Genomic DNA, 26676 nt, shown 5'->3' on the forward strand with positions numbered 1-26676 from the left:
GCCCGGACCGATCATGGTCCGGGCCGTTTTGACAGCACCAGTTGACGGCAGTCGGCCTTCAGGCGGCCGGTAGGCGGCGCTTGAGCAGCCGGTCCATGTGGCTGATCGCCTCCCGCTGGGTGTCGTGCACGACGTGCGTGTACACGTCCATGGTGATGCTGATCTGGCTGTGTCCGAGGATCTCCATGATGACGCGCGGAGCGACGCCCGCCGCCGTTAGCAGCGTCGCGCAGCCATGCCGCGCGTCGTGCAGCCGGACCACCCGTAGTCCGGCATCGGCCGCGACGCGCGTGAAGGACCGGTAGACGTTCCGCGGCTCGACCGGCCGGCCGTTCCGCGTGGCGAAGACGTAGCCGGTCTCCGACCAGGCGATGTCCGTGCGCGCGAACGCCTCGCGCTGCCTCAGTCGGTGCCACCGCAGCGGCGCGATGCACAGCGCGGGCATCGGCACCACGCGGCTGCGGCGGCTCTTGGGATCGTCGTCGTACAGGGTGCCCCTACGGCGCTGGGTCTGCTGCCGGACGTGCAGGACGCGGTTGTCGAGGTCCACGTCGGACCAGCGCAGGCCCACCAGCTCACCGCGCCGCAGGCCCATGGCAATGGCCAGCACGAACGCGGCGTACAGCGGGTCCCGGCGCGCAGCCTCCAGGAAGGACAGCGTCTCTTCCAGGGTCCACGGCCGGATCTCCCGCTGCTTGACGCGCGGTGGCTCGACCAGCGACGCGACATTCCGTGTGATCAGTTCTTCTCGCACGGCCGCCGTGAGCGCCGTGCGCAGCACCCGGTGCGCTTCCTTTGCGGTCGCGGCCGTGTGGACGTTCTGCACTCGGGTGATGAAGCGGCGCACGTCGGCGACGCTCAACGACTCCAGCCGCCTCGTGCCCACCAGGGGCACGAGGTAAAGCCGCACGTGCGCCTCGTACTTGTCGTACGTGCTGAGCTTCCGGCGCGGCTCGACGTAGTGCTCCAGCCAGTACGGCAGCCACTCAGAGAGCTTGGCGGAACGGGTCGGCGTCGGGATGCCCTGGCGGTCACGGCGCACCAACTCCTGACGCTTGGTGTCGCACTCTTCCCACGTGGTGCCGTAGACGGTCTTGCGCTTGCGCGTGCCGTCAGGCTGGGGAACGTACACCCGCGCTTCGTAGCGGCCATCCTTGCGCTGCCAGATGCTGCCGGCGCCGTTGGGGTTCCTCTTACGGGAGACCATCAGGCTGCGTTCTCCTCAAGTCGGTCTTGCATGTAGTGGCGTACGGCGTCGACCGGGATGCGGCGGGCACGGCCGGACGTGTAGCTCGGGAGCTGCTTGGAGCGGATGAGGTCGTAGACCTTGCTGCGGCTTAGCCTCAGAGCGGTCATGACCTCCGGGACGGTGAGGGCTTGGGGGTCGCTCGCGACGACGGTCAGCACGTTGAGACCTCCGGAAGAGGACAGGGCCTAGGGCTGATTCGGGGGCTCGTCAGGAGCCCGCGTGTGTCCGAGGTTCGGATTTCTGCGTCATCGGGTCACGCACGTCATTTCCGGCTCTGACTTGCTGCTATGCAGTGACGCGGGCCGCTCGGGGCGTGTCACAGGACGTGGCGGGGTTCTGTCATCCGTGACGCGGGTGACGCGAGATGACGCAGGTGTCGGCCTTCTGCGTCACCGCTCTAGCCGCAGGTCAGGGACCGTTTTCCGGTCTGTGGTGACGTGGGTGACGCAGCGTCTCCTTTCTTAGGACAAAAAGTGGGTGGTCTCTGTGGTGGTGTGGCTCGGCTCAGGACGTGAAGGAGCCGCTTCGCGGCGCGACTTGCGCAGCGGCGGCAAGCCGCCGGAACAGCAAGAGGAGCACCGCAGGGGCGATGGGTGCTCCTCTTGCTTGTTCGGTGTGGCGCCGGGTGGCGCGGGTCAGAATGCCGCTTCCTGCTGGTGCAGGGCGCGGGCGGCGGTGCGGGTCATTTCGATGTAGCGGGCGGCGCTGGTGCGGCCCCAGTCGATGAAGACGCCGCGTGCGGCGAGGGTCGGCTGCAGCCGCTTGAGCCGGTCGGAGAGGACCTTGCCCGTGGTGGGCCAGCCCTTGGGCAGGGGACGGCACTCCTCGCCGCTGTAGAGAGTGGTGAGGCAGTGCAGCCACTCCGAGGACGTCATGCGGACTTCCGCGCCCGCGTCGAGCCCGGTGGCGTGCTTCAAGACCGTCTGCGCGAGGAGGTCACCCTCGATCACGTCGTCGTTGAGGTCGTCCAGGCTGGCCCGGTAGGCGGCCAGCGAGCCGAAGCCGGTGGCCGCGTCGAGCTGCGCGCACAGGTGGGCGAAGTCGGCCATCCGCAGGTCGGTGGGGGTCTCCGCTTGGGCAGCCCGCACCTTCACCGTCAGGTCCAGCAGGGAGCCGAGAACGACCGGCAGGATCTCCGCGTACTCCGCCCACAGCTCCGCCTCGGTCCGCCGTACCCGAGGGCGCACGAGACGCAGCGGGAGGAGGCGTTCGGCGAGGTCGGGGCGGATGACGCCGACGTCGATGCCGGTCAGGAGCATGGGGCGCCGGTAGCGGGAGCGGACGACGTCGCCGTCGGTGAAGAGCGCCCGCTTGATGCTCTCGGCGCCGGTGACGATGCAGCACATGAGGTCGGACAGGTCCGGGGGCAGGTGGGAGAGGTTGTCCAGGGCGGTGACCCATCCGGCGGCAACGGCCGTGATCATGTTCTCCTCGTCCTTGGGAGCCCGACGCAGGTCACCGCTCATCCCTTCGATGATCCGCACCAGCATCCGGCCGCCGGTGGACTTGCCGGCGCCCTGCGGCCCGGTGAGGAACGGTGCGGGCACGGGCACGGACGGTTCCAGGCAGCCGATGAGCCAGGCGAGGGCCAGGCACTCGGTCTCGGCGCTGGCGAAGTTGCACAACCTGAGCAGGAGGTCGATGCCCTTGCCGTCGGTGTCCTTGGCGGGCAGGGGGAGTTCGCCGGTGAGCTGGGTGCGCCGCCAGCAGACTTCCTGCGGGGCGGGGGTGAGGATGTCCCAGCCGGTGGGGTGGATACGGACGGATTTGCCGTCGTCGCGGCCCAGGTCGAGCCAGGTCGCCCCGTCGAATCCGGGTGCGACGCGGATGTGGGTGGGTTGTACGTCCTCGGTCAGGGCGAGTGCTTCGATCAAGTCCAGCGCCTCCTTGAGTGCCGTGCCGTTGAACACGCCGATGCCGTCCTTGAAGAGGCCGACCATGAGTTCCTGCCTGTGGCTGCCGGTCGTGCCCTGGGAGCGGATGGGCCGGGCCACGGGGTGGCCGTTCTTCTGCGCGTAGACGGTGCCGTCGACGGTGCGGAAGTAGCGGAAGTGCGCTTGTGCGTAGTCGGTGATGATCTGGCGGGCCGGGGTCTTCTCGTCCTCGGACATGACTCACATCCCCAGTGCGGTGCGGGCGTTGGTCCACGCGTCGGTGCAGTGCCGCGGGGATTCGCCCTTAGCCTGAGCGGCAGTGAACAGCCGTGCGACGTGGGCGTCGGTGAGGCAGCCGCACCGGCCGTGGGCGGACAGCACGGCGAGGAAGGTGCGGTAGACGGTGTTGTGGATGGCGCTGCGGGCCTCGGTGATGCGCTGCTCGGCCATGGCGATCCCGCGTTCCAGGTAGGCGGGCGTGCGGTGACGGCACTCCCCGCCCCCGGTCTGGGCGGGCACGGTGATGGGATGCGGCGCCGGCCGGACCGGTGAGGGTTCCTTCACGGTGAGCGCGCGCACGACGTCCGGTAGCGCCGTGATGGTGCCGGTGCCGTGGCCCAGCCACCGCGCGTAGGCCATCGCCGACTTGATGTCGACGCCGTCGCGTACGCCGTTGGCGGACTGCATCGTGCCCCGGTAGATCCAGTGCTCTCCGCGCGTGGTGGGCACGGTCCGGGTGGGCGGCAGGGTCTCGCGCGCCCAGGCGACGGCGGCAAGGTTGTCGAGGTCGACGACGGTCAGCCCGGCCCCGCCGGGGTGGTAGGCGACGGCCACGGCCTTACGCCATGCCGAGGCCCACGCGGGGGAGGTGAGGATGCGCGGGTCGGTGGTGGCGGCGGCCCAGGCGTGGCAGGGGGCGGGGCACTCGCAGGGCCCGGCGGCCTTCATGTTCGGGCGTCCACCGCAGGCGTTGTCCGCACAGGCGTGGCAATTGCCGAACGGCACCTTTCCCCGCAGGGGCAGTACGGGCAGGCCGGCGGCGGCGAGTTCCAGCGCGGTTGGCAGGTGGGTGACACTCATGCCGCCGCCCCCAGCCCGGGCGTGATCACGGTGAGGAAGGCGCGTCCGATCCACTCGGCGTAAGCGGGCGGGATGGCCTCGCAGACTCCCTTGATGGTGGTGATCCAGGGAGTGCCCATGGCTTGGGCCGCCGCCCGCTGCCACGCCTTGGAATGGCGTCCGCCGGTGATGGTCATGAACGGTCGTTCGGGCGTGGGCAGGTAGCCGTTGCGGGTGCACCGCTCCACGTGTGTGGGGTGAGTGGGGGCGGTGAGCGGGAGCGACGCCTCGAAGAGGCGGTGGCGGTAGAGGCGCAGGCCGAACATGGGCCCGCACAACATCACCGGGTCGATCATCTTGGAGTGTGCGGCCTCCACGTTCTCGATCACGTAGGGGCGGCCGACGGTTCGCATGGCTTGGCGGGTGGGGGCGATCAGGTCCGGATACGTCTTGTGGTTGTAGGCGTTGAGCGGGGTGTAGAGCTGGCACGGCGGGGAGGCGTGGATCAGGTCGTACTCGTCACCGTGCGCTCGCAGGTAGTCGATGGCGTCGCCGTGGATGAACGTGAACGGGTACTCGTCGGCGCAGGTGGCGTCCAGGTCGACGCCGACGACGTCGAAGCCGGCCAGGTGGAAGCCCATTGCCATGCCGCCGCGGTGGCAGTACAGGTCCAGCACCCGGGGCCGCCGGGCGGGCCTGGTTGGGCGTAGGGGGGTGGGGTGGGTCATGCTGGAGACCTCCATCAGGTCAGTCCCGAGACGGGTGGAGAAAAGGGCGGCCGCGTCTTGTGGTGAAGGGGCGGCCGCCCGCGAAAGCGCCCGCCGCGCGCGACACGCGCCGGCGGGGGCGTGGAGTGGATCCCGCTGGTCGGGCGGCGGGATGTGGGAGTTTCGGGGGCGTTGTCAGTACGGCCCGCTACGTTGATCACGTGAGCCGTCCCTTTGCCGCGCGAGTGCGTGGCCGGCGGGTGGGGCGGGTGTCGGGCAACGGAGGAGTCACGTGACGGCGTGGTTGATGTACCTGGGCGCGGAGGCCAAGCGTGTGGGCGGGGGGTATGACGACAACCCCTCCACCCACTACAGCTGGGATAGCAGGGTGCCCAACGCGGCCCATGTCCAGGTCGGGGACACGATCGTGCTGTGGGATGGGGAAACCCTGTTGGGTCTGTCCGTGATCGAGGACATCGCCACCGGCACCGGCACCAAGGACCTCAGCTCGTGCCCCTCGTGCGGGAAGGCTGACATCGCCGAACGCAAGACGATGACGCCGAAGTACCGCTGCTGGACCACGACGTGCAAGGCGGAGTTCGACACCCCGGCCGTTGAGACGGTCCCGGTCATCACCTACCGGGCCCGCTATGAGGCCGGCTGGATCGAGCTACGCGGCCATGTCTCCGCGCCCGAGCTGCGCGCGCTGTGTGAGGAGCCCAAGTCGCAGAACGCCTTGCGGCGCCTGCGCTGGGAGGACTTCCGCGCCCGGGTGGAGACGGGCAAGAACGCCACCCCCCTGGACATCGCGGACAACACCCGCAAGGTCATCGCCGGCGGTCACAGCACTAGGACGGTCCGCGCCCGCAACGGCCAGGCCGCCTTCCGCGCCAGCCTGTTGGAGCAGTTCGGCGAGGTCTGCGCCTTCCTCGGCCCGATGCCCGCGGCGGTCTTGGAGGCGGCCCACCTGTACAGCTACGCCGCCAACGGCACCCACCACACCTACGGCGGGCTGCTGCTGCGCCGCGACGTCCACCGCCTGTTCGACCTCGGACAGATCGCCATCGACCCGAACACGCTGACCCTCGACGTCGCGCCCAGCGCTCGCGTTTACCCGGACTACGACAAGCTGCACGGCCAGCCGCTGACCGTCCCCGTCACCAAGGCACACAAGAAGTGGATAGCGGAGCACTGGGCCATGCACCGCGGTACCACCGGCCTTATCCCCGGCCAGAGCGCCAGCGCTTCCGCAGAAGTCCCGCACGCTCTGGCCTGACAGCAACCGCCGTCGGCATAGCTAGCCGTGGAAATGGTTGCGCTTGAAGACGGCCTTGCGGATGTTCACCGTGGTCCCGCCACGGTGGTTGCTCGCGCCGAAGACTTGCACGGCGATCCAGCCGCCGAAGAGGACGGCCGCGAGGATGACGAGCTGTTGGATGAGCGCGGCGAGCGCGGCGATGAACGTGGTCAGCAGGAACAGCCCGCCGCACACGGCGCCGAACCCGATGCCTCCGAAGGCGATGTTCACCGCCGTGCGGGACACGGCCGGTTTCGCGGCGACGGGTTCGGGCTTGGCGGGCTCGATGGCGTAGCCGGTGACGATTCGCCCGTCGGGCAGGACCACGCTCGCGACCGTCGGCACCGCATTGGGCTGCACGGGCATGAGCGGCGCCGGTACCGCCGTGGTGAGGGTGATCGGGGTCGGCTGGTGGACCTCGACGGTGCGCTGTACGGGCATGCGAGGGGTGTTCTCGGGGTGCATGTGGAATCCCTTCCGGCGCTCGGTCAGGGAGGCGCAGCCACCCCCTTGCGGGGTGGCTGCGGAGAGGGTTTTTGGGGGTCTGACCTGCGGGCCTCCCTAACTCCCTGATGGATCATTTGTGCTGGTCAGGGCCAGGGAGGCGGGTCAGGGAGGGGTTCAGGGAGTTCTCCCTGCCTCCCTGACCCGCACGCGGTCGCCTCCCTGCGGCCAGGAGGCGGAAGCGGAACCGTCGGAGTCGCGGTTGGCGAGGGCGCGGGCGACGCGGTCGCGAGCGACGACCATCACGCCGTCCGACTTGTACGGCTCGGCGCCGGCGTCGTCCAGGACGCGCTTGAGGTCGATGAACGACCAGCCGCCGTAGGCGTCCGGGTTCCGGGTGGCGAGCCGCGCCAGCACGTCCTTGGTGCGTACGCGGGGCGCGTCGCCGATGACGGCGGCGATATCGGCGAGCGAGTCGTGTTCGGCGTCCCGCTCGATGGCGTGCAGGGTGACCACGCCATCACGCAACGCCTTGGCGCGGTCGGCGATCGCCTCCGCGTCGTCGGTGCTGATGTAGTGCGTGCGCACGGTGATGGACGACTGGCCCTTGGGGATCTCGATGCCGTCGGAGGCGACGACCAGGGTGCCCTTGTCCAGCCCCGGGCGCAGCAGGTTGGGGGCCGCTCCGCCGTCGACGGCCTTGTCCCCGAGCGCCATGCGGGCCTGCGACTCGGTGCCCAGCGCGAGCGAGGCGCGGGTGTGGGCGCCCTCGCGGACCAGCTTGGGAAGGTTCTGGTCGGTGGGGTCCTGGGTGCCCTGCCACAGCAGCACGTTGACCGCGCGCCCTTGGTTGTGGATCTTTCGGGCGGCCATGAAGTAGCGGGAGGTCGAGCTGGACCCACCGTAGGGGCGCTTGTCCTCGTCCTTGACGGGGCACATGAACGCCACCTGCGCCTCATCCACGATGACGATGAGCGGCGGGAACTCGGTGCCGGGCGGCGCTTGCAGTCGGCGGTTCATCTCCTCGACGGCGTCCTCGGCCATCTCCGTGACCTGAATGACGTGCTCATCGGTCGGCCCCTGGATGAGCCGGGTGGCCAAGCCGTCGAACATGGCCCAGTCACCGACGCCCTTGAGGTCGCCGAGCCAGAACTCGACCGACCGGTCCAGCGCCAGCCACAGGGCGAGCGCGCGCAGGGCTGCGGTCTTGCCCTGGTTGGACAGACCCGTGATGAGCAGGTGCCGCTGATACAGGCTCAAGGCGGCGGCATCCCCGCGCAGGTCCTGTCCCCACGGGGCTTTGCCCTTGGCGTAGTCGGCGGTCAGCGTCTGGTCGGTGACGAGCGGGGACGGGCCGATCGGCTCGTCCAGCGCCCCGGAGTCGGCCACCCACAGCCGGACCGTGCGGGCCGCCTGCGGGATGGTGATGAACACCTCGTGCTCATGCCGGGTCAGGTTCTCGGCGAGCTTGCGGCGCTTGCCCTGCACCTCGTTGGTCGACACCCCCGACGGGAGGGTCACGTCGACCTCGACGCCGCACCCGGCGATCCGGATCGGGGACAGCATCGAGGCGCCGGCGTCGCCCATCTCGGTGATGGCCTTACGCAGCGCCGGGACGCCCAGGTCGCGCAGGGCCTTGACCACGATGGACGGGGTGATCGGCTCGCCCTCGCCGTTACGTACGCGGTCGGGCAGCGCCCACTGCGGGGCGGCGTGCTGGTGGGCACCGACCGACCACAGCGCGAGCAGCGCGAGGAAGGGGCCGATCGCGATCGCCGGTCCCCAGACCACCCGCACGATCGTGATCATCAGGTTGATGAACTTGATGACCGCCATCAGCGGCGTAACCACGTCGGACGGGTCCTTGGTGGCGACGGCCATCGCGACGCCCAGCAGCACCAGACCGCCGATGCCCATGCCGGCGCTGACGGCCGCGCCCTTGGCGGCGTCGAGGGGGGAGTGCAGCAGGTCCATGCGGCGGCGGTGGCGGGCCTCCCGGTAGCGCTGCCCGCGCTCCTCCCACTCGGCGGCGGCCTCGTGGTTGCCCGCGGCTTCGGCCGCGCGGATCATTCGCTCGTACCGGGCGGCGGTACGGCCGTCCCAGGTACGGCGGGCCACGATCCGCGCCCCGCCGGCCACGTACAGGCTGTGCCGGGCCATGGCGCGGGCGGCGGTGCGGGTGTTGTCGTGAGTGACGGCAGTCTTGATGGCGCGACCCGAGCGCACCCACAACGGCACGGAAGGCGGGTCGGGGACCACGGTCAGCGTGGTCACGGGGGCCGGGGCGGCGGGCGGGTCGGTGTCCTTGTGCAGGCGGACGACGTTTGCGGTCATGCTGGATTCCTCCTGACCGCCCGGATCAGGGCGGGAGTTGAGGGGCGCGTCGGGGTGGCCGGTGGGCGCGGTCACCACCAGCGGGATTCCTTCTTGGGCACCAGGTAGGGGTGGCCGTTGACCATGTGGTCCACGCACTGCGGGCAGTCCTCACGCGGGCGCAGCTTGCGGTGAATGCTGCGGTCGTGGGCGTGCTGCCAGCACTGCGGGCACTGGCCCGAAGGCGTCTGCTGCGCCGCCATGGTCACCACCACCCCGACGACTTCTTGGCGGCCTTGGCGGTGGCGGCCTGGTTCACGATCCGCTGCCGCTCGGTCTTCAACGCGGCGATCTCCGTGACCAGCCGGGTCTCGGCGCTCTGCCAGGCGGTGTCCATCCGCCGGTCCGCGCTAGCGGTGCCGTTGCCCCGGTGCAGGCTGCGCGCGCCGGACACGATCGCGCCCAGCACGGCGCGGCGCTCGCTCCCGGTCAGCGGCCACATCTCGCGGTTCTGCACCGCCGCGAGCTTGCGTTCGTTCTGCTGGATCGCCTTGTCCAGGCGGCGGGTGTCGGGCTTGCCCATCGTCAGGCACTCCTCAGAGAGTCGGAGGGTTCAGGGAAGGCGCAGGGGGTGCACATGCCGAGCGAGGGCGGGATGACGTAGCCCGCATCTCGCCGGCACTGCGGGCAGATGCGGCGGGCGCGGTTGGCCTTGGCCAGCGCCGCCCACCTGGCCGGCGTCATCGGCCGCACAGGCTTGGCCAACTCCACGCGGTACAGGTAGGCGACCAGCGGCCCGCGCCGGCGGCGTGGACGTTCGAGCTGCGCGGCCACGTCCTGGCCACCCGGCCGCAGACCCCGCGCACGAAGTTGGCGACGGGTGGCGTATCCGTCCGGGGCCAGGCGCCACCGGAACACCGGTAGCGCCCCCATCAGGCGACGCGCTTCCAGGCGGCCCGCAGGCGGACCTCGGATGCGGAGTGGCCGGCCGCCCGGAACCGGCTCGCCATCTCCCGGTAGGACAGGGCGGGGATCTGGCTGTGACGGATCTCCTCGACCAGCGCGTCCAGCGCCTCATCGGAGAGCGCCGGTCCCTCCAGCGCGGGCGCCGAAACCGGCTCCACGGGGCCCCACACGGGCAGTTCCCAGCGGGGGGTGACACCGGGTGTGACGCGGGCCGTCACGCTGGTCAGCGCCCTGCCGGTCTCCTCACCGGCACGGGCCGCCTCCAGCGTCGACCACGCCCCGGCCAGGGTCTGAGCGGTCTTTGCCTGGACGCGTGCGACGCGGGCACCGGCCCCCGTCACGGCCGCAAGCCGGGTCTCCTCGGTGGCCGCTTCGGCACGGAGCCGGGCGCGGGCCACGGCCGCTTCGTCGCGGGCCTCCTGCTGGATTCCCCGGATCTCCTCCAGCGCGGCCGGGGTCAGCGCGGTGCGCTCCCACAACCCGTGGACCAGCCACAACGCTTTCGCCGCGATGGGCAGCCAGGCCACAGCCAGCCACGCGCCAGCGGAGCCAGTGCTGGTGAGGGCGTGGGCGACCAGGACGCCGGCCGCGACGAGGCCGAAGCACCAGCCGACGCCGGTCACGACATGCGAGTGGTCGCCCTGCGCGGCGAGACGACGCTCATACGCGAGGGTGGCCAGCCATCCCCCGTCGATCCCGAGACCGACGACCAGAGCGACCGGCCACGGCACCGCCGTACCCAGCCACATCACGACCACGGCCAGGGTGAGCACCATGGACACCGCCGTCATCGCAACGGCCGGCAGCACGGTCTTGGCCTTCACGCCGCACCCCCAGGCAGGCTCACCGTGGCCGTGCGGTTCGCCAGCGCCGCCCGCTCCGCCAGCACCCGCGCCAGCGCGCGGCGCAGACGACGCGCGTCCAGCTCGGACGGCGTGCGGTCCAGCGTGATGATCTGCGCGTCCAGCAGGTCGACCTCCGCAAGGATCAGCGGCATCTCCAGCTCGATCGCGTCCAGCTCCGCACCCGTCGGCTCCATGAAGTCGGCGAACGCGGTAACAGCGTCCTGAACAGTAACGATGTGGCTCATTGGGTCTGGTTCCTCTCACACAGGAACGGCCCGAACAGCGCCCCCGGTGTTCCAGCACCGGGGGCGCACGCCGTTGAAGTCGGAATCTCCGGCTCCCCTCAGCGCTGCTCGTACGAGACGAGCAGCGGAGGCAACCGGCCGCAGCGAGCTGCGGTGGATGAGTGGTCTCTTTCGGGGACGCGGCTGCCGGATCAAGGAACAGCTCGCTAGGGCCCCGTTGTAGGCAGAGACCAGACCTTTCGGTCTGCCATCCGGACTGCCAAGGGATCGCCCGCTAGGCAGACGACTGTCCGGTGCCCTCGGCCCGCTCTGTCCCGGGCCCCTTTGCCTCGATCACGCCCCTTTGAGCGCAGGCGTGTTGAGGTCTTGCACCCGCTGACCGGACACCGATCAGCGGGAACATCCCTAAGGTTCCCTAGGGTTCCCTGCGGTGTCAAGCGGTAAGCTAGGGAACCGCAGGGAACCGCTGATGAGGGAGCTGACGACATGGCCGGTCAGGCCGACAATCGGGCGCCGTACGCGAAGATTGCCGCGCACTACACGGAGCTGATCGAGTCCGGCCAGCTACCGCCGGGATCACTCCTGCCGAGCATCAAGAACCTCTCGGAAGAGTGGGGGGTGAGCACCGCCACCGCTGAGAAGGCTCTGCGCAAGCTGCGAAACGAGGGTCTGGTCAGGGGTATCCACGGGATCGGGACGGAAGTTCTCGACCGCCCCGCTCCCATGTCCTCGGGATCTCAGCGTCAGGATCGTGGCCGCCGTACCGGCTCAAGTTGGGGTTCCGGCGAAAGGTCCGACTCACACGAGGCCGCTGTAGTGCCTGCCCCTCCGGATGTGGCACAGGCTCTAGGCATCGAGCAGCGTTCCGACGTGATCCGCCGGCGTCGGGTGTACAGGGACCGACACGGCATCGTCGCGCACAGTACGTCGTGGATTCCGGCTCAGTACGGGAAGCTGATCCCGCAGTTGGCGGTGAGCGAGCGGTTGACAGGGGGTACATCGCTCCAGCTCATCGCCGAGGCGACGGGCCTACCGATCACTCATCGGATCGATACCGCCTCCGCGCGCCTGCTGACTGCGGATGATGCGCGGCTCTTGGAGCTGGACCCCCAGAATCCGCCGACGGAACCCGTGGTCGTGATGACGGCCAAGTTCGTCGACAGCGAGGGCAACGTCGTGGAGTACGGCGTGGACCTCGGGGGCCCCGGCCGGACCTGGCGAACAGAATCCGAGGTTTTCCAGTGACAGCCATCGACGACACGCTCCTGAGCGTGCTTGAAGACCGCATGGGCACTCTCCTCACCGCTCGACGTACTGGACGACTCACCCCCGAAGCCGAAGCGGAGATGTCCATGATCTCCCAGACCCTGACGAAGCCGATGCCCGCACGCCCTCCGTTCTGCGTCCTCATGGCCGGCCTCCCCGGCTCCGGCAAGACCACCCTTTCCCGGGCGCTCACCGATCGCGGATTCGTGCGCCTGTGCCCGGACGAAGAGATGTACCGGCGCCACGGGGTGTACGGCGTGGACTTCCCCCGGGGCACTTTCCCGATCCTGGAGCGTCCCGTTCTTGAAGACGTAGCGGTCGAACTGCGGCAGCTACTTCAGTCAGGGCACGACGTTGTGGTCGACCACGGCTTCTGGACACCCGACGACCGCGCCCGGTGGCGAGCCACCGCCAGGGACGCCGGCGCAACCCCGGTGCTCGTGTATCTCGAAGCGACCCACGCAGAGCTTTGGTCCAGAATCAGCAAGCGCAATGAGGCCCACGAGCACGATCCGAACTCCATCTACTTCTCCGAAAGCGACCTCCTGCGATACCGCACTCGCTTCATTCCTCCCCATCAAAACGAATCACACCTGACGTATAGCGGTGATCCCGCAGACGTGATCGCGGCTTTGGACACAGCGGTTTCCTGACACTGCCCCACTTCAATACTGATTACTGGGTCTGACGGGAGTCCTCATGCCACACCCCGATTACAACTACAGAGCAGGTGTGCTCATCGGTTCGAGAGGTCCGGCGGCTGGAGAACAGAAGAACGGGCCCTTGAGTCCGCGCCAGTCACGTGACGGAGCGCTTCTCGAACACACAAAAGCGGATGTTGAGTTGTGGCATAGACACTTGCAGGAGGCTTGGACCGAGAACACCGGCGGGCGGAATAGCGAGACGCCTACGACTCACTTCATTAGCCTGTACGACCCTAAAATGGCGACCGTCGAGCGAGCAATCGCCGAATGCCGGGAGTTTTTGTCCCAGTTCTCGGACCGCCCCGACTGGAATGGCGGTTCCCTCAACTTCATATTCGCCGGACACGGAACGACGCGAGGGGACCTGGTTCTCGCGGACGCAAAACTGTCGCCTGACCAGCTCATGTGCTGGCTGGCGGAACGGCAAACACTGGATGGCCCTAGCCGCAAGCTCCAGCTTGTTCTCGATTCTTGTTATTCGGGAATGACTCTGGCTCAATTGATGTGCCACGAGTCCCATCGAACGAGAGTCCTACTCGTCGACGCCTTTGCCGCAGCGATGCACGACGAGAAGGCTTGGGAACTCACGTCACTCGGGCATGGAGCCCTCAGTTACAGCATGGCGAGCGTAAACTCGCTGAACATTGGCGGGAATCCGAACCTCGCTTTGGCGATCGAGATTCAAGACGAGGAAGAAATCCGGAAGTACCTCTACCGAGCCGCCCCAAACCCTGTCTCTTATCTCACGAATGCAGATCAACACTCGCTGGAGCTGACCAACGGGCACTCTCTATCAATCAAGGGACTGGGCACCCTAGATATTTTTCGCCAGACGACACCAGATGAAATTTGCGAGCACCTAGAGCAACTTCGGAGTGCAGCGAATCTAGGTGCATCCAATGTCAGATCCATTGAGTAACGAGACGAGGGATCTTCCAAGACGGCAGGCCCCGCTACTGCTCGCTCTGGCCGGCGTCGGTCACCCCGCATGGCTACGCCAGGGCGGTCCTGAAGGTCGGCGTGGTCGCGCTCGATGCTGGCACAGTGCACAACGGCCTGCACTCACGGCCGCCCTTAAGGCGGAAGCGAACGCAAGTTGCCATACCCGAAGACACTCGGCAGGCTAACAAAACAGCGCGATCGAGACTGACTACCTCACCATGGGCGATTGGCTCGCTCTGGTACCGCAGTCCGCAGCGGGGTTGTGCCAGCCAAGTGACCAGCCATGGCTCAGATCCTTACACCAGGTCAGCCTCGGACAGGCGTTGCCAGGCTGTTTCAACGTGAGCCTCCGTAAAGAGGCGCTCCTTTCGGTGATTCCATGCCCTGATGCACGCGGTCACCGATTCGGGGCTTGGCGGAGGCGTCACCAGTTCTTCAGCAGCGAAGAGAACGGTGCTCAATAGTTCCATGCCAAACGCGTCTTCGAAGCCTGCCGTTAGACTTTCGAACCTGGCCGCGATTTTTTCGAACTCCGGGTACTGCTTCAAGAACTGCTCAGCTTCGGTGACGGAGTCTTTGTTAAGCTCCAGAATCGCCTGGGCTCCGCTAGTGCCGTCGCCAAAACCCGTGACGAAGTGACCTTCCATCGCGGAGACTGCCCTATCAAGGGGTTGCGAGTACGGGCCATAAATGCCCTTCTCAAAGTGAAGCCCCAGTGGCAGATGCAGCTTCTGCAGAAGGTAGACAACTTTGTGCGCTTCAAGGAGCGAAACGCGTGGTTCAAAAGCGAGGCCGCGTGAAATTCCACTTCTGATGTACCGATCGAGCGCAGCAAGAAAAGCTGCACGTTCACGCGTCATTGCGGGTGCCTGAGTGGCATTTGGCATCGATGATGCGTTAGGCGCACCAGACGGCTCGTAAACGCGAACTTCGACCCCAGGAATAGTTCCCAAGGTCTGACGGATCATTGGCTCAACTTCAGGCCAGGGAAGTCCGCCATTTCCACAACCTAGAGGTGGTACTGCGATGGACTTGATCCCACGCTCAACGATTTCGTCACGCAGTGCTACGAGCCCCGAGGCGATATCTTCGATCCGTGACGGCGCGCGCCAGTGGCGCTTCGTCGGGAAGTTGATGATGAACCGGGGGCCGCCCACTTGCTCGACCTCGTGTACGTGCATCCGGCCGACCATGACGTCGCCACGATCGCAGGACGCCTTGTAGTCCTTGAAGTTCTCCGGATAGGCCCGCTTGAACTGCAAGGCGATGCCCTTGCCCATGACGCCCACGGTATTGACCGTGTTAACAAGGGCATCGACATCTGCTAGAAGCAGGTTGCCGGTGCCGCGCGTGATCATCGCTATCCTTCCTTGGGGCTCGTTCGTTACCGCTAGGTCAGTAGTACCACTCAGGTCTGACAGTCACCGGAAGCTCCGCCCCTGCCTCCCGCAGTAGGTGTCGTACTTGCTGAGCGTGATCATGATCGTAGACCGCCACCTCATGCACAGATGTCACGGGCAGATACTCATGAACCAGTAGCTCCGCCATGCGCCGGCGCATGCGATCCCCGTCATCGGCCGTGTTGTTCCAGTACCTTGCAGCCATGATCTCCCAGTCGACAACGCTTGGCATCATGCTCAAGTCGGTGAAGTGCCTGGTGATCGCGCTTGCACAGTTGCCGTCGCTGAACACGTAAGGCCTGTGGGACTCCATGATGCCGTCGACGGACGTGACCAGGTAGACGAGTGGTGCCTGCCCGTCCTGGTAGGTGGCTACGCCGCCCCGGCTGATTACGTAGAGCATGGGTGAGCGCGGGGCAAAGTAGAACGGGACGTAGTCAGCTGGACAGCCGTATGGCGGGACAGTGATCTGTCGCAACCGCCGTTCAGCTTTGACCGCCCTGTCTCCGCACTCACTCAGCACGCCCCCTCGGCTCTGCATGACGGTGTCCGAGACCAGCTGCTTCTCGGCGAGGATGCCACGCAGGTTGCTCACGTGCGTGAAGTGGAACAGCTGTCGTTCCCCAACGTTCATCACAAGAACTGAGTAGACCACAGCCGTGACTGGCCACGTCAGCTGGTTGACCGTCAACCATGCCTCGGTGTACTGACCTTGACGGCAGTCCTTGACGGCAACGGCGGTGGACATTGCCGTATCGGGAGGCACAACCCTGCACCTCGCCGATGGCCACGGCCGACCACGTACCTGACCTGGGCACTCGCGAAAAGAACTCCTAAAGCGGGTGTCGCAGGTTCGAATCCTGCCGGGGGCACCAGGCAAAAGGCCCCGGACCGATCATGGTCCGGGGCCTTTGACATCCACTTCTGACATCAACGCGGGCGGGACGGGGTGCATCCGGCGTGACGAGAGACGAGGGCCTCGACCGGTTGAGGCATCTGGCACGAGCTCGGGCACTCGGACGTCACGTCGGCTCTGACCGCCTGATCCAAGCCGGCCTGGACGCTCTCCTGGCCGATGTCGATTCCCCGTCGCTTGCCCTCCTGGCCGGCCTGGGCCGCCGTGAGGAGCATGAGGCACAGGAGCTGTTCGACCACGTCGTGGACGAGCTGGGATTGGTCTTTGAGGCACCTGCGGACCCGATCGCCGCCAAGTGGGCCCTGGCCCACTGGCTGGCCGCTCAGATCGTCGACGGTTCCTTGGACCCGGCGACCGGAGCCGACCTCATATGGGTCGAAGCGGCGATGGAACTCGACTACCCCGACCGCCTGCAGCCGATCGTCGAGTGTGCCATCCAACTGGGCGACTGGAACGCCGATTGGAGCACTCCGCTGGAGCAGCTCAAGGAAGAGGTCCTTGTCGCCGCCCGCGCGTTTGTTGAGGGCGGAGGGCCTGAAACCAAACTCTGAAAGGCCACAAAGCCCCAGGACTGCCATGGCCCGGGGCTCCGCGTCTCGTATGGGGGACAACGGCGGTGGTCAGCTCGAATCGGGACGCCTCTTCAACAGCCGGTCCATGTGGCTCATGGCCTCCCGCTGGGTGTCCTGCACGACGTGCGTGTAGACGTCCATGGTGATGCTGATCTGAGAGTGGCCGAGGATCTCCATCACGACGCGGGGCGCGACTCCAGCCGCTGTGAGCAGGGTGGCGGTGCCGTGGCGTGCGTCGTGCAGCCGGATGACGCGGAGGCCGGCGGACTGGGCGACGCGGGTGAAGGAGCGGTAGACGTTCCGCGGCTCGACCGGGCGGCCGGTGCGGGTGGTGAAGACGAAGTCCGACTCACGCAGGCGGCCGCCTCCAGTTCGTTGGTGATGTACTCGTGGACCGCCCGCGCCGGGATGCGCCGGCACCGGCCGATGGTGATCGAGGGCAGACGGCGGGAGCGGATGAGGTCGTAGACCGTGGAGCGACCGACCTTCAGTCGCGCCATCACTTCGGGCACCGTCAGCAGCTCGTCATCACGCATGGGTCGGTTCTCCTTCCGTTCCGGGAGCGGGTTCGAGAGTTTCGGCGAGCCAGGCTTCGGCGTCGGTGAGGCCGGTTCCGGCGTAGATCCAGTGCGCTAGGACGAGGGTGGTGGCGTCCCGGTCGCTCTCGGTCGCTGCCAAAGCCTGTGCGCGGCGCCATTCGGCGCGGGCGTCGCGGAGGGCGCCGAGAGTGGTGGAGTAGCGGCGGGACTTGGTGGAGAAGTGGCCGCGGAAGCCGAGCATGTGGGCCCAGGCCCGTAGGCGGAGGTGTTCGAGGTCCTTGCGGGTGCCGAGGGTCCAGGCGGTGCGGACGAGCCGGCGGGCGTGGTCGCTGATGTCGAGCTGGGCCAGTTCGGCGAGGAACTTCAGCGGCCGGTCGAGAGCACCCGTGGCGGTCTCGGCGCCCTTGGTGGCGTACTTGGCGATGTACGCGGCTACTGCCCGCTCGGTCAGCTCCTGGCCGCCGTCGAAGTCGGCCGAGCGGACCGTACGGACGTCGAGCTGACGCCCGAAGGCGAAGGTGTGCGCCCGGCCGTCGACGACCGGGCCGTCCACGCGGGCGGCGATGGCGGCGGCCCGGATGGCGTCGGTCAGCAGCTCGGCGGTGGTCCAGGCGGGAGGCGGGGTGTCACCGCCGCCGGGGCCGTCGATGCGGACGACGGCGTGAAAGTGGACGGCTCCGCGTTTCTGGTACTCGGCCACCTTGGCGAAAGACACCCGGGCGTACTCGCGGAAAGCCCGCTGCGTGAGGCCGGCGCGCTTGGCGACCTCCCGGCGCAGATAGATCGAGAACCGCCGCCACAGCGGACCGGCGTGCGCGTTCCGGGATGGTGCGATAGTCGCGAACGAAGGGCGTGGCGTCCTCCCGGAGGGCGACCGGCACCTTGAGGAAGCCGCCCGCGCTCGTGCGCGGCATGCGCACCCGCCATAAGACGTCGTAGCCGACGAGCCGTAGCTCGATGACTCCCGGCTTGACCGTGGTGACGTACACGGCGTGAACGCCCCAGGCGTGCCGAAGCCGTTCCGCAGCGGCGGCGAAGTCGGCGGGTTCCTGTCCCGGTGCCAGGCGGAGGCGAAGCCGCAGCCCGGTTGTGGTGGGCCGGACGATGCCCCGACGCGGCGGGACGGGCCGGACCTCACGCCGGCTCATGGTCTTCACGGCGAAGACCCGCAGTCGGGAGGGCGTGACGGTCAGGTCGCACGCCTCCATGACCGAGCCGTACGAGCTGAGCAGCCGAACCGCAGACACCGGCAGGCCGATCAAGGACCAGTACGCGGCCGGGTGCTTGGCCCGGGCGTAGGCGGCCCCGCCACCGAGCGCGGCGACAGGACCACCCACCTCCAGCAGCGTCGTCAGGTCGGACATCAGGCCGCGGCTCCGGTCGCGGCCGGGAAGGCGGCCGGGGTGACGGCAGCGGCCCGGTAGGCGATGCCGTGGCGCTGCTGGCCATTGAAGACGGACTCCCACGGTCGGGCGACAAGGCCAGGCAGCGAGACCGGCGCCCCGAGGGCCAGACCCTCGGAGATGCCGCCCTCAGGAACGGTGACCTTGATCAGCGACGACTCACCGTCCTCGATGTAGACGACGCCGATGGTCATCAGAGCCTCATCGCTGTTGGCGTCCTTGGCGATCTCGCCGGCCTGCCGGTCGCGGACCTTCGGCTCCGGAACTTCGGTGAGGAGGATCGTCGCGGCAGAGGTCTCCACACCGATGGTGCGCAAGGCCCATTCCTATCTACTCGTCTATACAAGATGCGTCCTGCGAGCCCCTTGATCGGGATCGCGGGATTACCTTGCCACACAACTTGCCCACTCGTCTATACGAGTAAGCGTGTTGGGGTGTACGAGTTGGAGAAGCGTCCTGCACCCGTGTCAGACCCACCCGCCAGAATCCATCCATGCTGATAGCGACCAACGGCCGTGGCTACGAACTGAAGCGCCCCACGAAGCCGGCAGTGGGGACCATGCTCGCCAACCTGCGGCGCGGCAACGAGTACTTGATCCTTGAGCGTCAGGACGAGGAGCAAGAGGGCGACTGGTACATCCAGGTCTGGTTCCGCGAGAACAACACCTACCAGCTGGAATACCGCGACGGCGTCCCTGCGGAGCACTACCAGACACAGACGGTGTCGCAGGAGAAGGTCCTGCAAGCACTCCTCGGCTGGATGCTCGACAAGCCCGCCTGGCGGGAGGGCTTCATGTGGAACAACATCGGTGAGATGTTCGCACCCGCCGCCTCTGACAGCGAGGACGCGCCGACTCGATAAGGCAGTGCCGCCGCCCACCCGATCACGTCGCAGGAAGCTGATACGAGAGCACGTAGGCGTCCGCCGCCATGACCGTGTCGCAGACCTCGACAGCTCGTCCGCCGGTGTCGAATGCGGTCCGGATCAGGTGGATGACGGGTACACCAGCCGCCAGATGCAGTGTCTTGACCTCGGCAGGGGAAGGCATCCGGGCGCGGATCTCTTCCTCGAAGTGGTCGAGGTGGTGACCCAGCTCTTCGAGGCGGGCGTAGATGCCGCCGGGCCCGGGATTGGGTTCGGCGATGGGAGTCCCGCGGGCGATGTCGAGTGGGAGGTAGGAGGTGGCGAACTCCACCGGCCGTCCGTCGAGGAGGTACCGGCGCCGGCGAGCGAGGACGCGCCGCACCGACCCGAGCCGGGTGGAGATGTCCTGACTGGCCTTCTCTTCCTTGACCTCCAGACTGTCGACCGTGGGATGACTGCCGGCGGCGTCGGCCTCCACGATGAACGCGGACTTGCCCTGTTCCCTGTGCCGCCGGGCGAAGCGGTCGGAGGCGAGCCGCCTGACGGGCGGTCGTGGGCGTACGAAGACTCCCCGGCCGTGTTCGGCGTGCACCAGACCCTCACCCTGGAGGATTGAGAAGGCGTTGCGGACCGTCATTCGGGAGACCCCGAAGTGGTCGACAAGGTCGGCTTCGGAGGGCAGCTTCTCGCCCTCGCGGAATCGCCCACGGTCGATGGCCTCGCGCAGCTGGTCGGCGATCTGCCGGAAGACCGCACGATCGCTCGTGGGGTCGAGATCACCGAGGAGGCCCGAAGGAAGAGGGCTCACGCGTACTCCTTTAGGTATCTAGACGAGTGGGCGAGTGTTGTTGCTACGGTGGAGAGCCTAGTCAGCCGAGAGGGCCGAGGAACGTGAGCACTGAACGCCCGCACTCCGTGAGCGTCGCCGGGGTCGTCGTGGACGACCAGGGCCGGGCCCTCCTGATCCAGCGCCGGGACAACGGCCACTGGGAGCCGCCGGGCGGTGTCCTCGAGCGCGAGGAGACCATCCCGGACGCCCTTCAGCGCGAGGTCCTCGAAGAGACCGGCATCAAGATCGCACTTCCCGCGACCCTGACCGGCGTCTACAAGAACATGAAAGGCCTGATCGTCTCGCTGGTCTTCCGCTGCGAGGCCGCCGACGGTGTGCCCACCACCGGTGACGAGACCCGAGCGCTGCGCTGGGTCACCCGCGAAGAGGTCACCGAGCTTGCCGACGAGGCCTACGCGATCCGCGTCCTGGACGCACTCGACGCGACGACCCCGCCGGCCATCCGCGCCCACGACGGCGTGAAACTCGTCTAGCCCGAACCCGCTGCACATGGCGGCCTACCAGCATAAAGGAACTTGTATGCACGAGTATACGAGTACAGCCCGGGTGTGGGGGCTGAGTTGCCCAGGATTCCCGGAAGAAGTGAGCCGGGCCCGCCGATGGACCCGTGACATCCTGCGCGGCTCACCTTTAGCGGAAGACGCCGAGCTGATCGTGAGCGAGCTGAGCGCCAACGCGATCCTTCACACGGCCAGCGGCCAGGAGTACGGCAGCTTCCACCTGGCGGTAGCGGTCTCGGCTCAAGTGGTGGCGGTGTCCGTCACTGACGACGGCGGCACGGCAACGGCCCCGAAGGTCGAGCACCAGGACCAGGACGCTGAGCATGGCCGCGGGCTGGGCATGGTCAGTGCCATCGCTCACCGGGTCGTCGTGCACGACAGCGACCAGGGCCACACGGTGACCGCGGAGCTTTACGCGGACTCCCGCCTGGGAGGCCACCCATGCTGAAGCCGCCGCAGCGGGGCTACTGGTGTGAGTGCTGGACCGAGGACCTGACGGAGCAGCGGGGGCCGGCGCTGATGGCATCGTTCGACGCGTACTCGGCACCGCAGGCCGACCGTTGGGTAGCGGTCGCACTCCGCACGATCTCACCGGCACTGGACGCGGACGCCTCCGACGAGGCATGGGAGTGGCTGTACGAGGGTCGCATCGAGACCCGCCGAGCCTTGCTTCGAGCCGAACCGTGCACGGTGTCAGTGGCCCACGCCAAGACCCGCATCACCTGGACGATCCGACCGGTGCTCTTCCTGCCACTCACGCACCGCCAGGCAGCCGAACTTCCATCCTGCGCGTACGACTTCAAGCCCCGCCCGACAGACTGAGTTACAACTTTCTCTACGGGTTCAGGCGGCTCGCTCCGCTCACCGCGCGCGGCCCGGCCCCCGGCCGGGCCTGCGCTCCTGCCTCTGATGGCATCTGCCCACCACCAGCCGCAATAACGGACTGAGCCAGTTCCCTGAATGTTGCGATCAGGTCATGCTGCTTCAGCGCGGTGATGATCTGCTCGCTCTGCTCTTCTGCCTTCCCCTTCTCAAGGGAAGCCGACTTTCCGCCCAACACGTGATACTTCAGCGCCATAAGGATGTGATACCTGGTCGGCTTGTAAGCCGACTCCAGCGCGCCAGACCTGAAAGCATTCTCAAGTCGGTACGCCGCGAAGGCGCTGACCATGTAAGGCAGCAGCTTGTGATCTTCTCGGAAGATGGCCGCGCCAATGTCGTCGTATAGCCTACTGGCGTATCGAGCAGCAACATGGGGAGCGTCTAGAAACATAGCCGAGACAGCGCGCATTTGGTCACTGATTGTAACGATGCGATTTTTGGTTACTTCTTTGTTGTAGAACTGACCTGAACGGCGCTCGTAAGTCAGCTTGAAATCTGGCGCATCCAGCTTATAGAAGTCCTCCAGCCTCTTCTGGAACTTACTAAGCGCCACCAGATCGTTCTCTTGGACGGCGGTCTGGGAATTTGTTGCCCGAATGATCTGGGTGGCAACTTCCTCGTCCCCGGTCACTACCAGTCGAATGGGTACGTAGACCTCAGACACGGCCTCACCAAGTGACTGCTTGGACAGGTAAAGGCAGTGGCTGGTCTGGCAGCCATTCACGATCTGATAGCCGGAAACTGCTACGGCGTCCCCTGGCTTGGGAGCATAGGAAGCAGCAACGACGGTCACACCGTTATTCAAAACAGGCAGAAGACTCCTCTCCGCAGAATTGAGAGTGTCCATGATCTGCATGTTGACCGAGTTGTCTTCTCCCTTGAATCCCCGCACGTTGTCATAGAAAACGCGCTCATCAAGGTTCTTCTCATCGCGGGTCTCGATCAATTTGAGCAGTTCTGCCACCGACACGACACCCAAGATTGCCTGGTCGACGCCGGGCATCTTGGGCAGGTTGACCTGCTTCTCGAATTGGATCTCCACTTCGTTTGCATGGTTTTTCCGGACCCATGCATCGTGGATGTCATCGGCACCCAGAACGGTGACAGAGACCCGACCAAGAAAGCCAAGATTGTCGATCTGTTCCGTGACGGTGGCGACTCTCTCCTTTACGGGGTCGGAGGAGATCGCATGCTTCGGCGCAGTTGTCGTGAAGTACAAGTAGACCGAAGGCGAACCTTTAAGGCGACCCGCATAGTTCTCGAATACTGCGCCAAGCGCCTGCGCTAGTGCCTCCATGCGAGGATACGAAGGGAAACCGTCGTTCTGAAGGAACTTGCGAACCGTGTCACCGAAGCTGAGAATTTCGGCACTCGACACAGAAGCGGACTGCTTCGCCTGAATGAAGTGCAAACTTACTTCAACCTTGGCGGCATTTTCGCAGATTTCCCTCACGTCATCCGCGTCCCAGGCCAGCTGCCCATTCACGTCAAGTGCGATGACGTCGATACCGATCGCTCCTTGATCAAGGAGAAGGTCGGACTTTTGCACTTGCGCTATAAGGTCTTCGGGAAGGATGAGGCTAGCGGCGAAGAGTTCGAAAGCGTCAGCGTTGCTGATTTCGAGCAGTTCCTCTTCCTCGCGGAACTTCTTGAACAGTCCCTGGATGAGGGGATTCATTCAAACTCCCAGCTGCTAGACGGCGCGTACCGAGTGCGTGTATCTCCTTAGGAGATTTGACGCACGCCGGCCCAGTCATGTTAGGGCCCGTACCTCCAACTTGGGTAGGGAGCCCACACTTTGAGCCGGTAGCGGCGAAGATGGGAGGCTTCCACGAGTCGCCCCTCGATCTGGGGTAGGGGGTCGACGGCTGTGTCCGTGCCGGACGCGTGCCAGGGAAACCACGGGGGACAGCAGCGAACGAGACGGACGCCGATCAGGACCAGGCGCTACCTCGCCACCCTCGCGGATCACCGGGACTTCCACAGCTGAGGGCTCGGGCGCTGTGATCACGGTCTGGCCGTCGCAGCTTGCTCTGTTCAACGACAAAATCAGCGTGGCCGAGGCTGGTGGGGGTGCAGCGAGGCATACGCGTGCGTGGTCGGTCGGCGTTCTCACCGTCGTGGCGGACTGTCGTCGGTTGCGGTTCAGAGGGCGGCCCATCGAGCGTGCCAGCCGTCAGCCGAGTGCGGGAGAGCTGGGCCGTCCCTGGGCCGTCCGAGGTCGCTCGACAGTGGCCAAGGACGACAAACGATGACGACCAGGCGCACGAACCCACTAGTCCTGAGCAGGGTAAACGCAGTTCATCAAGATCTCCGCCAAGACCCAGGGCAAGAAGACAGGTCTTGACTGACCCATTGAGACGCCACCGACCTAGGACGCCACAGGTGAGATCCAGCCATAGATCCGCGCCCCATATGCCCCGATTAGCGTGAGTGCCACAGCCGGAAAGTGCACATCACGTCCGAGCCGTACTGGATGTTTCCGCAGGCCCTGGCCCGTTATCGAGTCTGCGCAGATTAAAAAATGTTCCCGGTGAGCCATCCGAGAATCAACCCAGAGCTCATGGCCGATTGAAGTCCTGCGCTAGCGTTCCGACACGTCGAACGACAACACCCCGCAGCACGGATTACCGGTCCGCGCCGCGGGGTGCAGCAAATTCCGAGCTATTGGAGCAGCTCGTTAACAACCAGTCCTGGAGACTCACTGATGGACCAGTTGGGCACAGGGCCCTATACGGAGCAAGATATTCCGGATAGAGCCAACATCCAGACGCAGCCTACAGGCCAGCACTCCCGGGTCAACCTGGCGCTTGGGTGGACAACGGCAGCAGCAGCCGTGATCAGTGCCGTGGCCGCACTGATCACTTCGCTCCGCGGCTAACCTCTGTCGGGAGCTGCGAGTTGGCGCTCAACACTAAGGAAGCGCTAGTGTCGTTGCACCCGCCAAGACCCTGCCGGAAAATGCATCAGGGGTGCAGCAGGTGGAGTTGACCGCCAACGACTCGTGAGCCGCCGCCAACGGCTCCCGCTGCGGGGAAGGATCGGGGTCCGGCCCGGTCCTCCGCCACCCCTCCAGTTTCGCGGTGTGCTGTGCCCAAGCCGGCGCCTGTCATCCGAGCGCACCACAAGTGCACCAGATCCGGCGGGGAACAGCGGGGAGCTACGGTGAAGGTGCCCGCGTCCGACAACGCTGTATCTCGGCCATTGGCTCAGCTCAGCGCCCGGTCCGGGCTCAATTGATCGCAGCTTCCCAAGCTGAGAGCGCGAGGTCGATTCTCAGCACCCGCTCCAACACGAACGTCCACGTCACGGACCCGCGGGTTTAGAGCAGGGTTCCAGTAGTAGCCTGCGAGCAGTGCAGGCTCGGACGCTGGGGGACAGCACGTGATCGTTCGGACCATAGCCCCGAAGGGGATGCCACGCCCCACCGGAGAGGACGGCCACGCCCTCCTTGACGTGATCTGGCGGCACTTCTGCAACGCTGGCCGCTGGCCGACGTTCGATGAGGTCGATCGGCGGCTGTATGCGTCTGGTGTGCAATTCGAGGAGGCAGTAGCGCAGTTGTGTCCTGCGCTACTGCGGGGAGTTTCCACAGGCCGTCTCGTAGTGCCGCACGGTGCGGATGAGTTGTCCTTGACGATCGCTGGCGCCGCGAACTGCACGGACACGGGGCAGGTCATCAGCGTGTTCCTCGCTATGGTGCGGACAGCGGGCACAATCGAGCCCCACTACCAGCCCAAGGAGCCCGGTCAGCTACCAGAGCTGCGGCCCTCCGATCTGCGTGGTGTGTACGGCGTCGACCCGCGCTCGCTGACGGACGAGGTGATGTACGGCGCATTCGCGCTCGGCCTGCACGAGGCCTGCTTCCGTGGTGGCAGCCACAGCCCCGACCCAGGTGTGTTCAACTGGTCGCTGAACTTCGACCGCGGCATTCGGCCGTACGCTGGCGTACATAACCTGCGCGACTACTGGAGCGTCCGCGCACGCGAAGTGGGGCCAGCTCGTACCGAGGCCGAGAGCCAGCCCTTCCAGAAAAGCCAGGAGCCGGAGCCCGACTTCGCTTCCATCCCAGCCACCCGACCTCCCATCACTACGCCCGACATGGAGCCGGCAGGCGCCCTGTCCGTCACCTGCAGCCTGCATCCACTGATCGCGGAGGTCGCCGCCGAGCGGTACAACGGCGGCTTCTACTACGACGCGGTCAGGAGTGCCTTCCAGGCTGTGGAGCACCGGGTGGCGGTCCTGGTCGGGGCTACCGAGGTCGGCGAGCGGCTGATGGGTATCGCCTTTGGCGCCAAGCCAGACCCCCCGAAGGTCACGGTGACCCGGTTCACGGGAAGCTCGCTGGAGAGCGAGCAGAACGGCATGCAGTTCCTGTTCAAGGGGGCGATGGGCGCGCTGCGTAACCCTCGCATGCACGGCCCGGACGAGAAGGACGCCCGCGACGAGGCTGACGAAATGCTGGTCTTCGCCAGCTTCCTGATGCGGCGCCTCGACATCGAAGACGAGAAGCGCAAGGCCGCCTCATCGGGCCCGTGATCGCGTGCTGCCTTGGCCGTGGCTCAACTACAAGCCCACGATGGCCGACACGAATCGACCAGGCCACCACGCCTTCCCCGAGCTGAACACCTCTGGGCGCCCGGCGAAGAGCTGCGCCGGCCCGGCGCCTAAACGGCGAGCAGGACGCCTCGTCGGCTGAGGTTCGTGCCACAACCGTGCCAGAAGCAAGGGTCAGCCACGGTCAACACCGGTGCTCTGTGGTCGAGTATCGATTCGCTTCATCGGCCGACGACGCCGCAGCTCAGCCCGCAGTTCACCCAGCCTCTCTCCTAAAGCGG

Annotated in this window: 27 protein-coding genes and 4 pseudogenes; 10 read left to right on the plus strand and 21 right to left on the minus strand. The window is 66.5% G+C overall.

The window, feature by feature from the left end; genetic code table 11:
- Positions 1-58: 58 nt before the first annotated feature.
- The 5 genes from IG05_RS0111495 to IG05_RS0111515 all read right to left on the minus strand — a co-directional run bounded on the left by IG05_RS0111495 (position 59) and on the right by IG05_RS0111515 (position 4910).
- Positions 59-1207 carry a tyrosine-type recombinase/integrase gene (locus IG05_RS0111495; RefSeq protein WP_030341657.1) on the minus strand — a complete coding sequence of 383 codons (1149 nt, stop codon included), beginning with the start codon at positions 1205-1207 and terminating at the stop codon, positions 59-61.
- A complete protein-coding gene (locus IG05_RS0111500; protein ID WP_030341659.1) occupies positions 1207-1407 on the minus strand; it encodes a helix-turn-helix domain-containing protein in 201 nt (66 codons plus the stop codon). The genes IG05_RS0111495 and IG05_RS0111500 overlap by 1 nt, the downstream gene beginning before the upstream one ends.
- 477 nt (positions 1408-1884) lie before the next feature.
- Positions 1885-3360 (minus strand): hypothetical protein, encoded by a 1476-nt coding sequence (locus tag IG05_RS0111505; protein WP_030341661.1) that lies wholly within the window; start codon positions 3358-3360, stop codon positions 1885-1887.
- Between the two features lie 3 nt (positions 3361-3363).
- A complete protein-coding gene (locus IG05_RS0111510) occupies positions 3364-4203 on the minus strand; it encodes a bifunctional DNA primase/polymerase (RefSeq protein WP_030341662.1) in 840 nt (279 codons plus the stop codon).
- A complete protein-coding gene (locus IG05_RS0111515; RefSeq protein ID WP_030341664.1) occupies positions 4200-4910 on the minus strand; it encodes a DNA cytosine methyltransferase in 711 nt (236 codons plus the stop codon). Before IG05_RS0111515 ends, IG05_RS0111510 begins: the two co-directional genes overlap by 4 nt.
- 271 nt (positions 4911-5181) lie before the next feature.
- Here IG05_RS0111515 and IG05_RS0111520 point away from each other — a divergent pair, with 271 nt between their 5' ends.
- Positions 5182-6165: an HNH endonuclease gene (locus IG05_RS0111520; protein ID WP_234335828.1), complete on the plus strand. Its 984-nt coding sequence runs from the start codon at positions 5182-5184 to the stop codon at positions 6163-6165.
- Positions 6166-6186: 21 nt separating this feature from the next.
- Here IG05_RS0111520 and IG05_RS0111525 read toward each other — a convergent pair whose 3' ends face one another.
- From IG05_RS0111525 to IG05_RS0111555, 7 genes are all read right to left on the minus strand, one after another.
- Positions 6187-6651 (minus strand): hypothetical protein, encoded by a 465-nt coding sequence (locus IG05_RS0111525; RefSeq protein WP_030341667.1) that lies wholly within the window; start codon positions 6649-6651, stop codon positions 6187-6189.
- 156 nt (positions 6652-6807) lie between these two features.
- Entirely contained in the window at positions 6808-8964 is a 2157-nt protein-coding gene (locus IG05_RS0111530) for a cell division protein FtsK (protein WP_051789744.1), read from the minus strand.
- Between the two features lie 71 nt (positions 8965-9035).
- A complete protein-coding gene (locus IG05_RS0111535) occupies positions 9036-9206 on the minus strand; it encodes a hypothetical protein (protein WP_030341669.1) in 171 nt (56 codons plus the stop codon).
- Between the two features lie 2 nt (positions 9207-9208).
- On the minus strand, positions 9209-9526 hold the full coding sequence (locus IG05_RS0111540; RefSeq protein WP_030341670.1) for a hypothetical protein: 318 nt from the start codon (positions 9524-9526) through the stop codon (positions 9209-9211).
- A 2-nt stretch (positions 9527-9528) separates the two neighbouring features.
- Positions 9529-9876: an RRQRL motif-containing zinc-binding protein gene (locus tag IG05_RS49135; protein WP_030341671.1), complete on the minus strand. Its 348-nt coding sequence runs from the start codon at positions 9874-9876 to the stop codon at positions 9529-9531.
- Entirely contained in the window at positions 9876-10733 is an 858-nt protein-coding gene (locus tag IG05_RS0111550; protein ID WP_030341672.1) for a hypothetical protein, read from the minus strand. Before IG05_RS0111550 ends, IG05_RS49135 begins: the two co-directional genes overlap by 1 nt.
- Positions 10730-10999, minus strand: coding sequence for a DUF6284 family protein (locus IG05_RS0111555; protein WP_030341673.1), 270 nt, complete (start codon positions 10997-10999; stop codon positions 10730-10732). Before IG05_RS0111555 ends, IG05_RS0111550 begins: the two co-directional genes overlap by 4 nt.
- Before the next feature lie 486 nt (positions 11000-11485).
- Here IG05_RS0111555 and IG05_RS0111560 point away from each other — a divergent pair, with 486 nt between their 5' ends.
- From IG05_RS0111560 to IG05_RS47750, 3 genes are all read left to right on the plus strand, one after another.
- Entirely contained in the window at positions 11486-12244 is a 759-nt protein-coding gene (locus tag IG05_RS0111560; RefSeq protein ID WP_030341674.1) for a GntR family transcriptional regulator, read from the plus strand.
- The gene (locus IG05_RS43635; RefSeq protein WP_037813552.1) at positions 12241-12918 is read left to right on the plus strand and encodes an AAA family ATPase; all 678 of its coding nucleotides are present in this window, start codon (positions 12241-12243) and stop codon (positions 12916-12918) included. The genes IG05_RS0111560 and IG05_RS43635 overlap by 4 nt, the downstream gene beginning before the upstream one ends.
- A 289-nt stretch (positions 12919-13207) precedes the next feature.
- Positions 13208-13888, plus strand: a complete 681-nt coding sequence (locus IG05_RS47750) for a hypothetical protein (protein ID WP_158838849.1) — start codon at positions 13208-13210, stop codon at positions 13886-13888.
- A gap of 319 nt (positions 13889-14207) precedes the next feature.
- Here the strand turns inward: IG05_RS47750 and darG are convergent, their stop codons facing one another.
- Positions 14208-15269: a macro domain-containing protein gene (gene darG, locus IG05_RS0111570; RefSeq protein WP_030341676.1), complete on the minus strand. Its 1062-nt coding sequence runs from the start codon at positions 15267-15269 to the stop codon at positions 14208-14210.
- Between the two features lie 37 nt (positions 15270-15306).
- On the minus strand, positions 15307-16059 hold the full coding sequence (darT, locus tag IG05_RS0111575; protein WP_030341677.1) for a DUF4433 domain-containing protein: 753 nt from the start codon (positions 16057-16059) through the stop codon (positions 15307-15309).
- A gap of 212 nt (positions 16060-16271) precedes the next feature.
- Here darT and IG05_RS0111580 point away from each other — a divergent pair, with 212 nt between their 5' ends.
- A complete protein-coding gene (locus tag IG05_RS0111580) occupies positions 16272-16778 on the plus strand; it encodes a hypothetical protein (RefSeq protein WP_030341678.1) in 507 nt (168 codons plus the stop codon).
- 69 nt (positions 16779-16847) lie between these two features.
- Here IG05_RS0111580 and IG05_RS0111585 read toward each other — a convergent pair.
- The 5 genes and pseudogenes from IG05_RS0111585 to IG05_RS0111600 form a co-directional block, all read right to left on the minus strand.
- Positions 16848-17150: pseudogene (locus IG05_RS0111585) on the minus strand (tyrosine-type recombinase/integrase); the annotation flags it as partial.
- A gap of 5 nt (positions 17151-17155) precedes the next feature.
- A pseudogene (locus IG05_RS44880) lies at positions 17156-17335 on the minus strand (helix-turn-helix domain-containing protein); the annotation flags it as partial.
- Positions 17328-18158, minus strand: a pseudogene (locus IG05_RS0111590) (replication initiator); the annotation flags it as partial. The pseudogenes IG05_RS0111590 and IG05_RS44880, both read right to left, overlap by 8 nt.
- Positions 18154-18702 (minus strand): annotated as a pseudogene (locus IG05_RS49140) (conjugal transfer protein TraS); the annotation flags it as partial. The pseudogenes IG05_RS0111590 and IG05_RS49140, both read right to left, overlap by 5 nt.
- Entirely contained in the window at positions 18702-19058 is a 357-nt protein-coding gene (locus IG05_RS0111600; protein ID WP_030341681.1) for a hypothetical protein, read from the minus strand. The pseudogene IG05_RS49140 and the gene IG05_RS0111600, both read right to left, overlap by 1 nt.
- Before the next feature lie 176 nt (positions 19059-19234).
- Between IG05_RS0111600 and IG05_RS0111605 the strand changes: the two genes are divergently transcribed.
- On the plus strand, positions 19235-19603 hold the full coding sequence (locus tag IG05_RS0111605; RefSeq protein ID WP_234335829.1) for a hypothetical protein: 369 nt from the start codon (positions 19235-19237) through the stop codon (positions 19601-19603).
- Between the two features lie 22 nt (positions 19604-19625).
- Here IG05_RS0111605 and IG05_RS0111610 read toward each other — a convergent pair whose 3' ends face one another.
- Complete coding sequence (locus IG05_RS0111610) at positions 19626-20414, minus strand: GntR family transcriptional regulator (RefSeq protein WP_030341683.1); 789 nt, start codon at positions 20412-20414, stop codon at positions 19626-19628.
- A gap of 107 nt (positions 20415-20521) precedes the next feature.
- On the opposite strand from IG05_RS0111610, the gene IG05_RS0111615 reads away from it, so the two are divergent.
- The 3 genes from IG05_RS0111615 to IG05_RS0111625 are packed head-to-tail and all read left to right on the plus strand — an operon-like array spanning position 20522 to position 21778.
- Positions 20522-20929 carry an NUDIX hydrolase gene (locus IG05_RS0111615; RefSeq protein ID WP_030341684.1) on the plus strand — a complete coding sequence of 136 codons (408 nt, stop codon included), beginning with the start codon at positions 20522-20524 and terminating at the stop codon, positions 20927-20929.
- Positions 20930-20975: 46 nt separating this feature from the next.
- Positions 20976-21404 (plus strand): ATP-binding protein, encoded by a 429-nt coding sequence (locus tag IG05_RS0111620; protein WP_030341685.1) that lies wholly within the window; start codon positions 20976-20978, stop codon positions 21402-21404.
- Positions 21398-21778 carry a hypothetical protein gene (locus tag IG05_RS0111625; protein ID WP_030341686.1) on the plus strand — a complete coding sequence of 127 codons (381 nt, stop codon included), beginning with the start codon at positions 21398-21400 and terminating at the stop codon, positions 21776-21778. Before IG05_RS0111620 ends, IG05_RS0111625 begins: the two co-directional genes overlap by 7 nt.
- A gap of 13 nt (positions 21779-21791) precedes the next feature.
- On the opposite strand, the gene IG05_RS0111630 is transcribed toward IG05_RS0111625, so the two are convergent.
- Positions 21792-23516 carry an AIPR family protein gene (locus IG05_RS0111630; RefSeq protein WP_063760079.1) on the minus strand — a complete coding sequence of 575 codons (1725 nt, stop codon included), beginning with the start codon at positions 23514-23516 and terminating at the stop codon, positions 21792-21794.
- Between the two features lie 1955 nt (positions 23517-25471).
- On the opposite strand from IG05_RS0111630, the gene IG05_RS49145 reads away from it, so the two are divergent.
- Positions 25472-26377 carry a TIGR02391 family protein gene (locus tag IG05_RS49145; RefSeq protein WP_234335830.1) on the plus strand — a complete coding sequence of 302 codons (906 nt, stop codon included), beginning with the start codon at positions 25472-25474 and terminating at the stop codon, positions 26375-26377.
- Positions 26378-26676: the final 299 nt, after the last annotated feature.

The sequence above is a fragment of the Streptomyces sp. NRRL S-1022 genome (assembly GCF_000720135.1).
Taxonomy (GTDB): domain Bacteria; phylum Actinomycetota; class Actinomycetes; order Streptomycetales; family Streptomycetaceae; genus Streptomyces.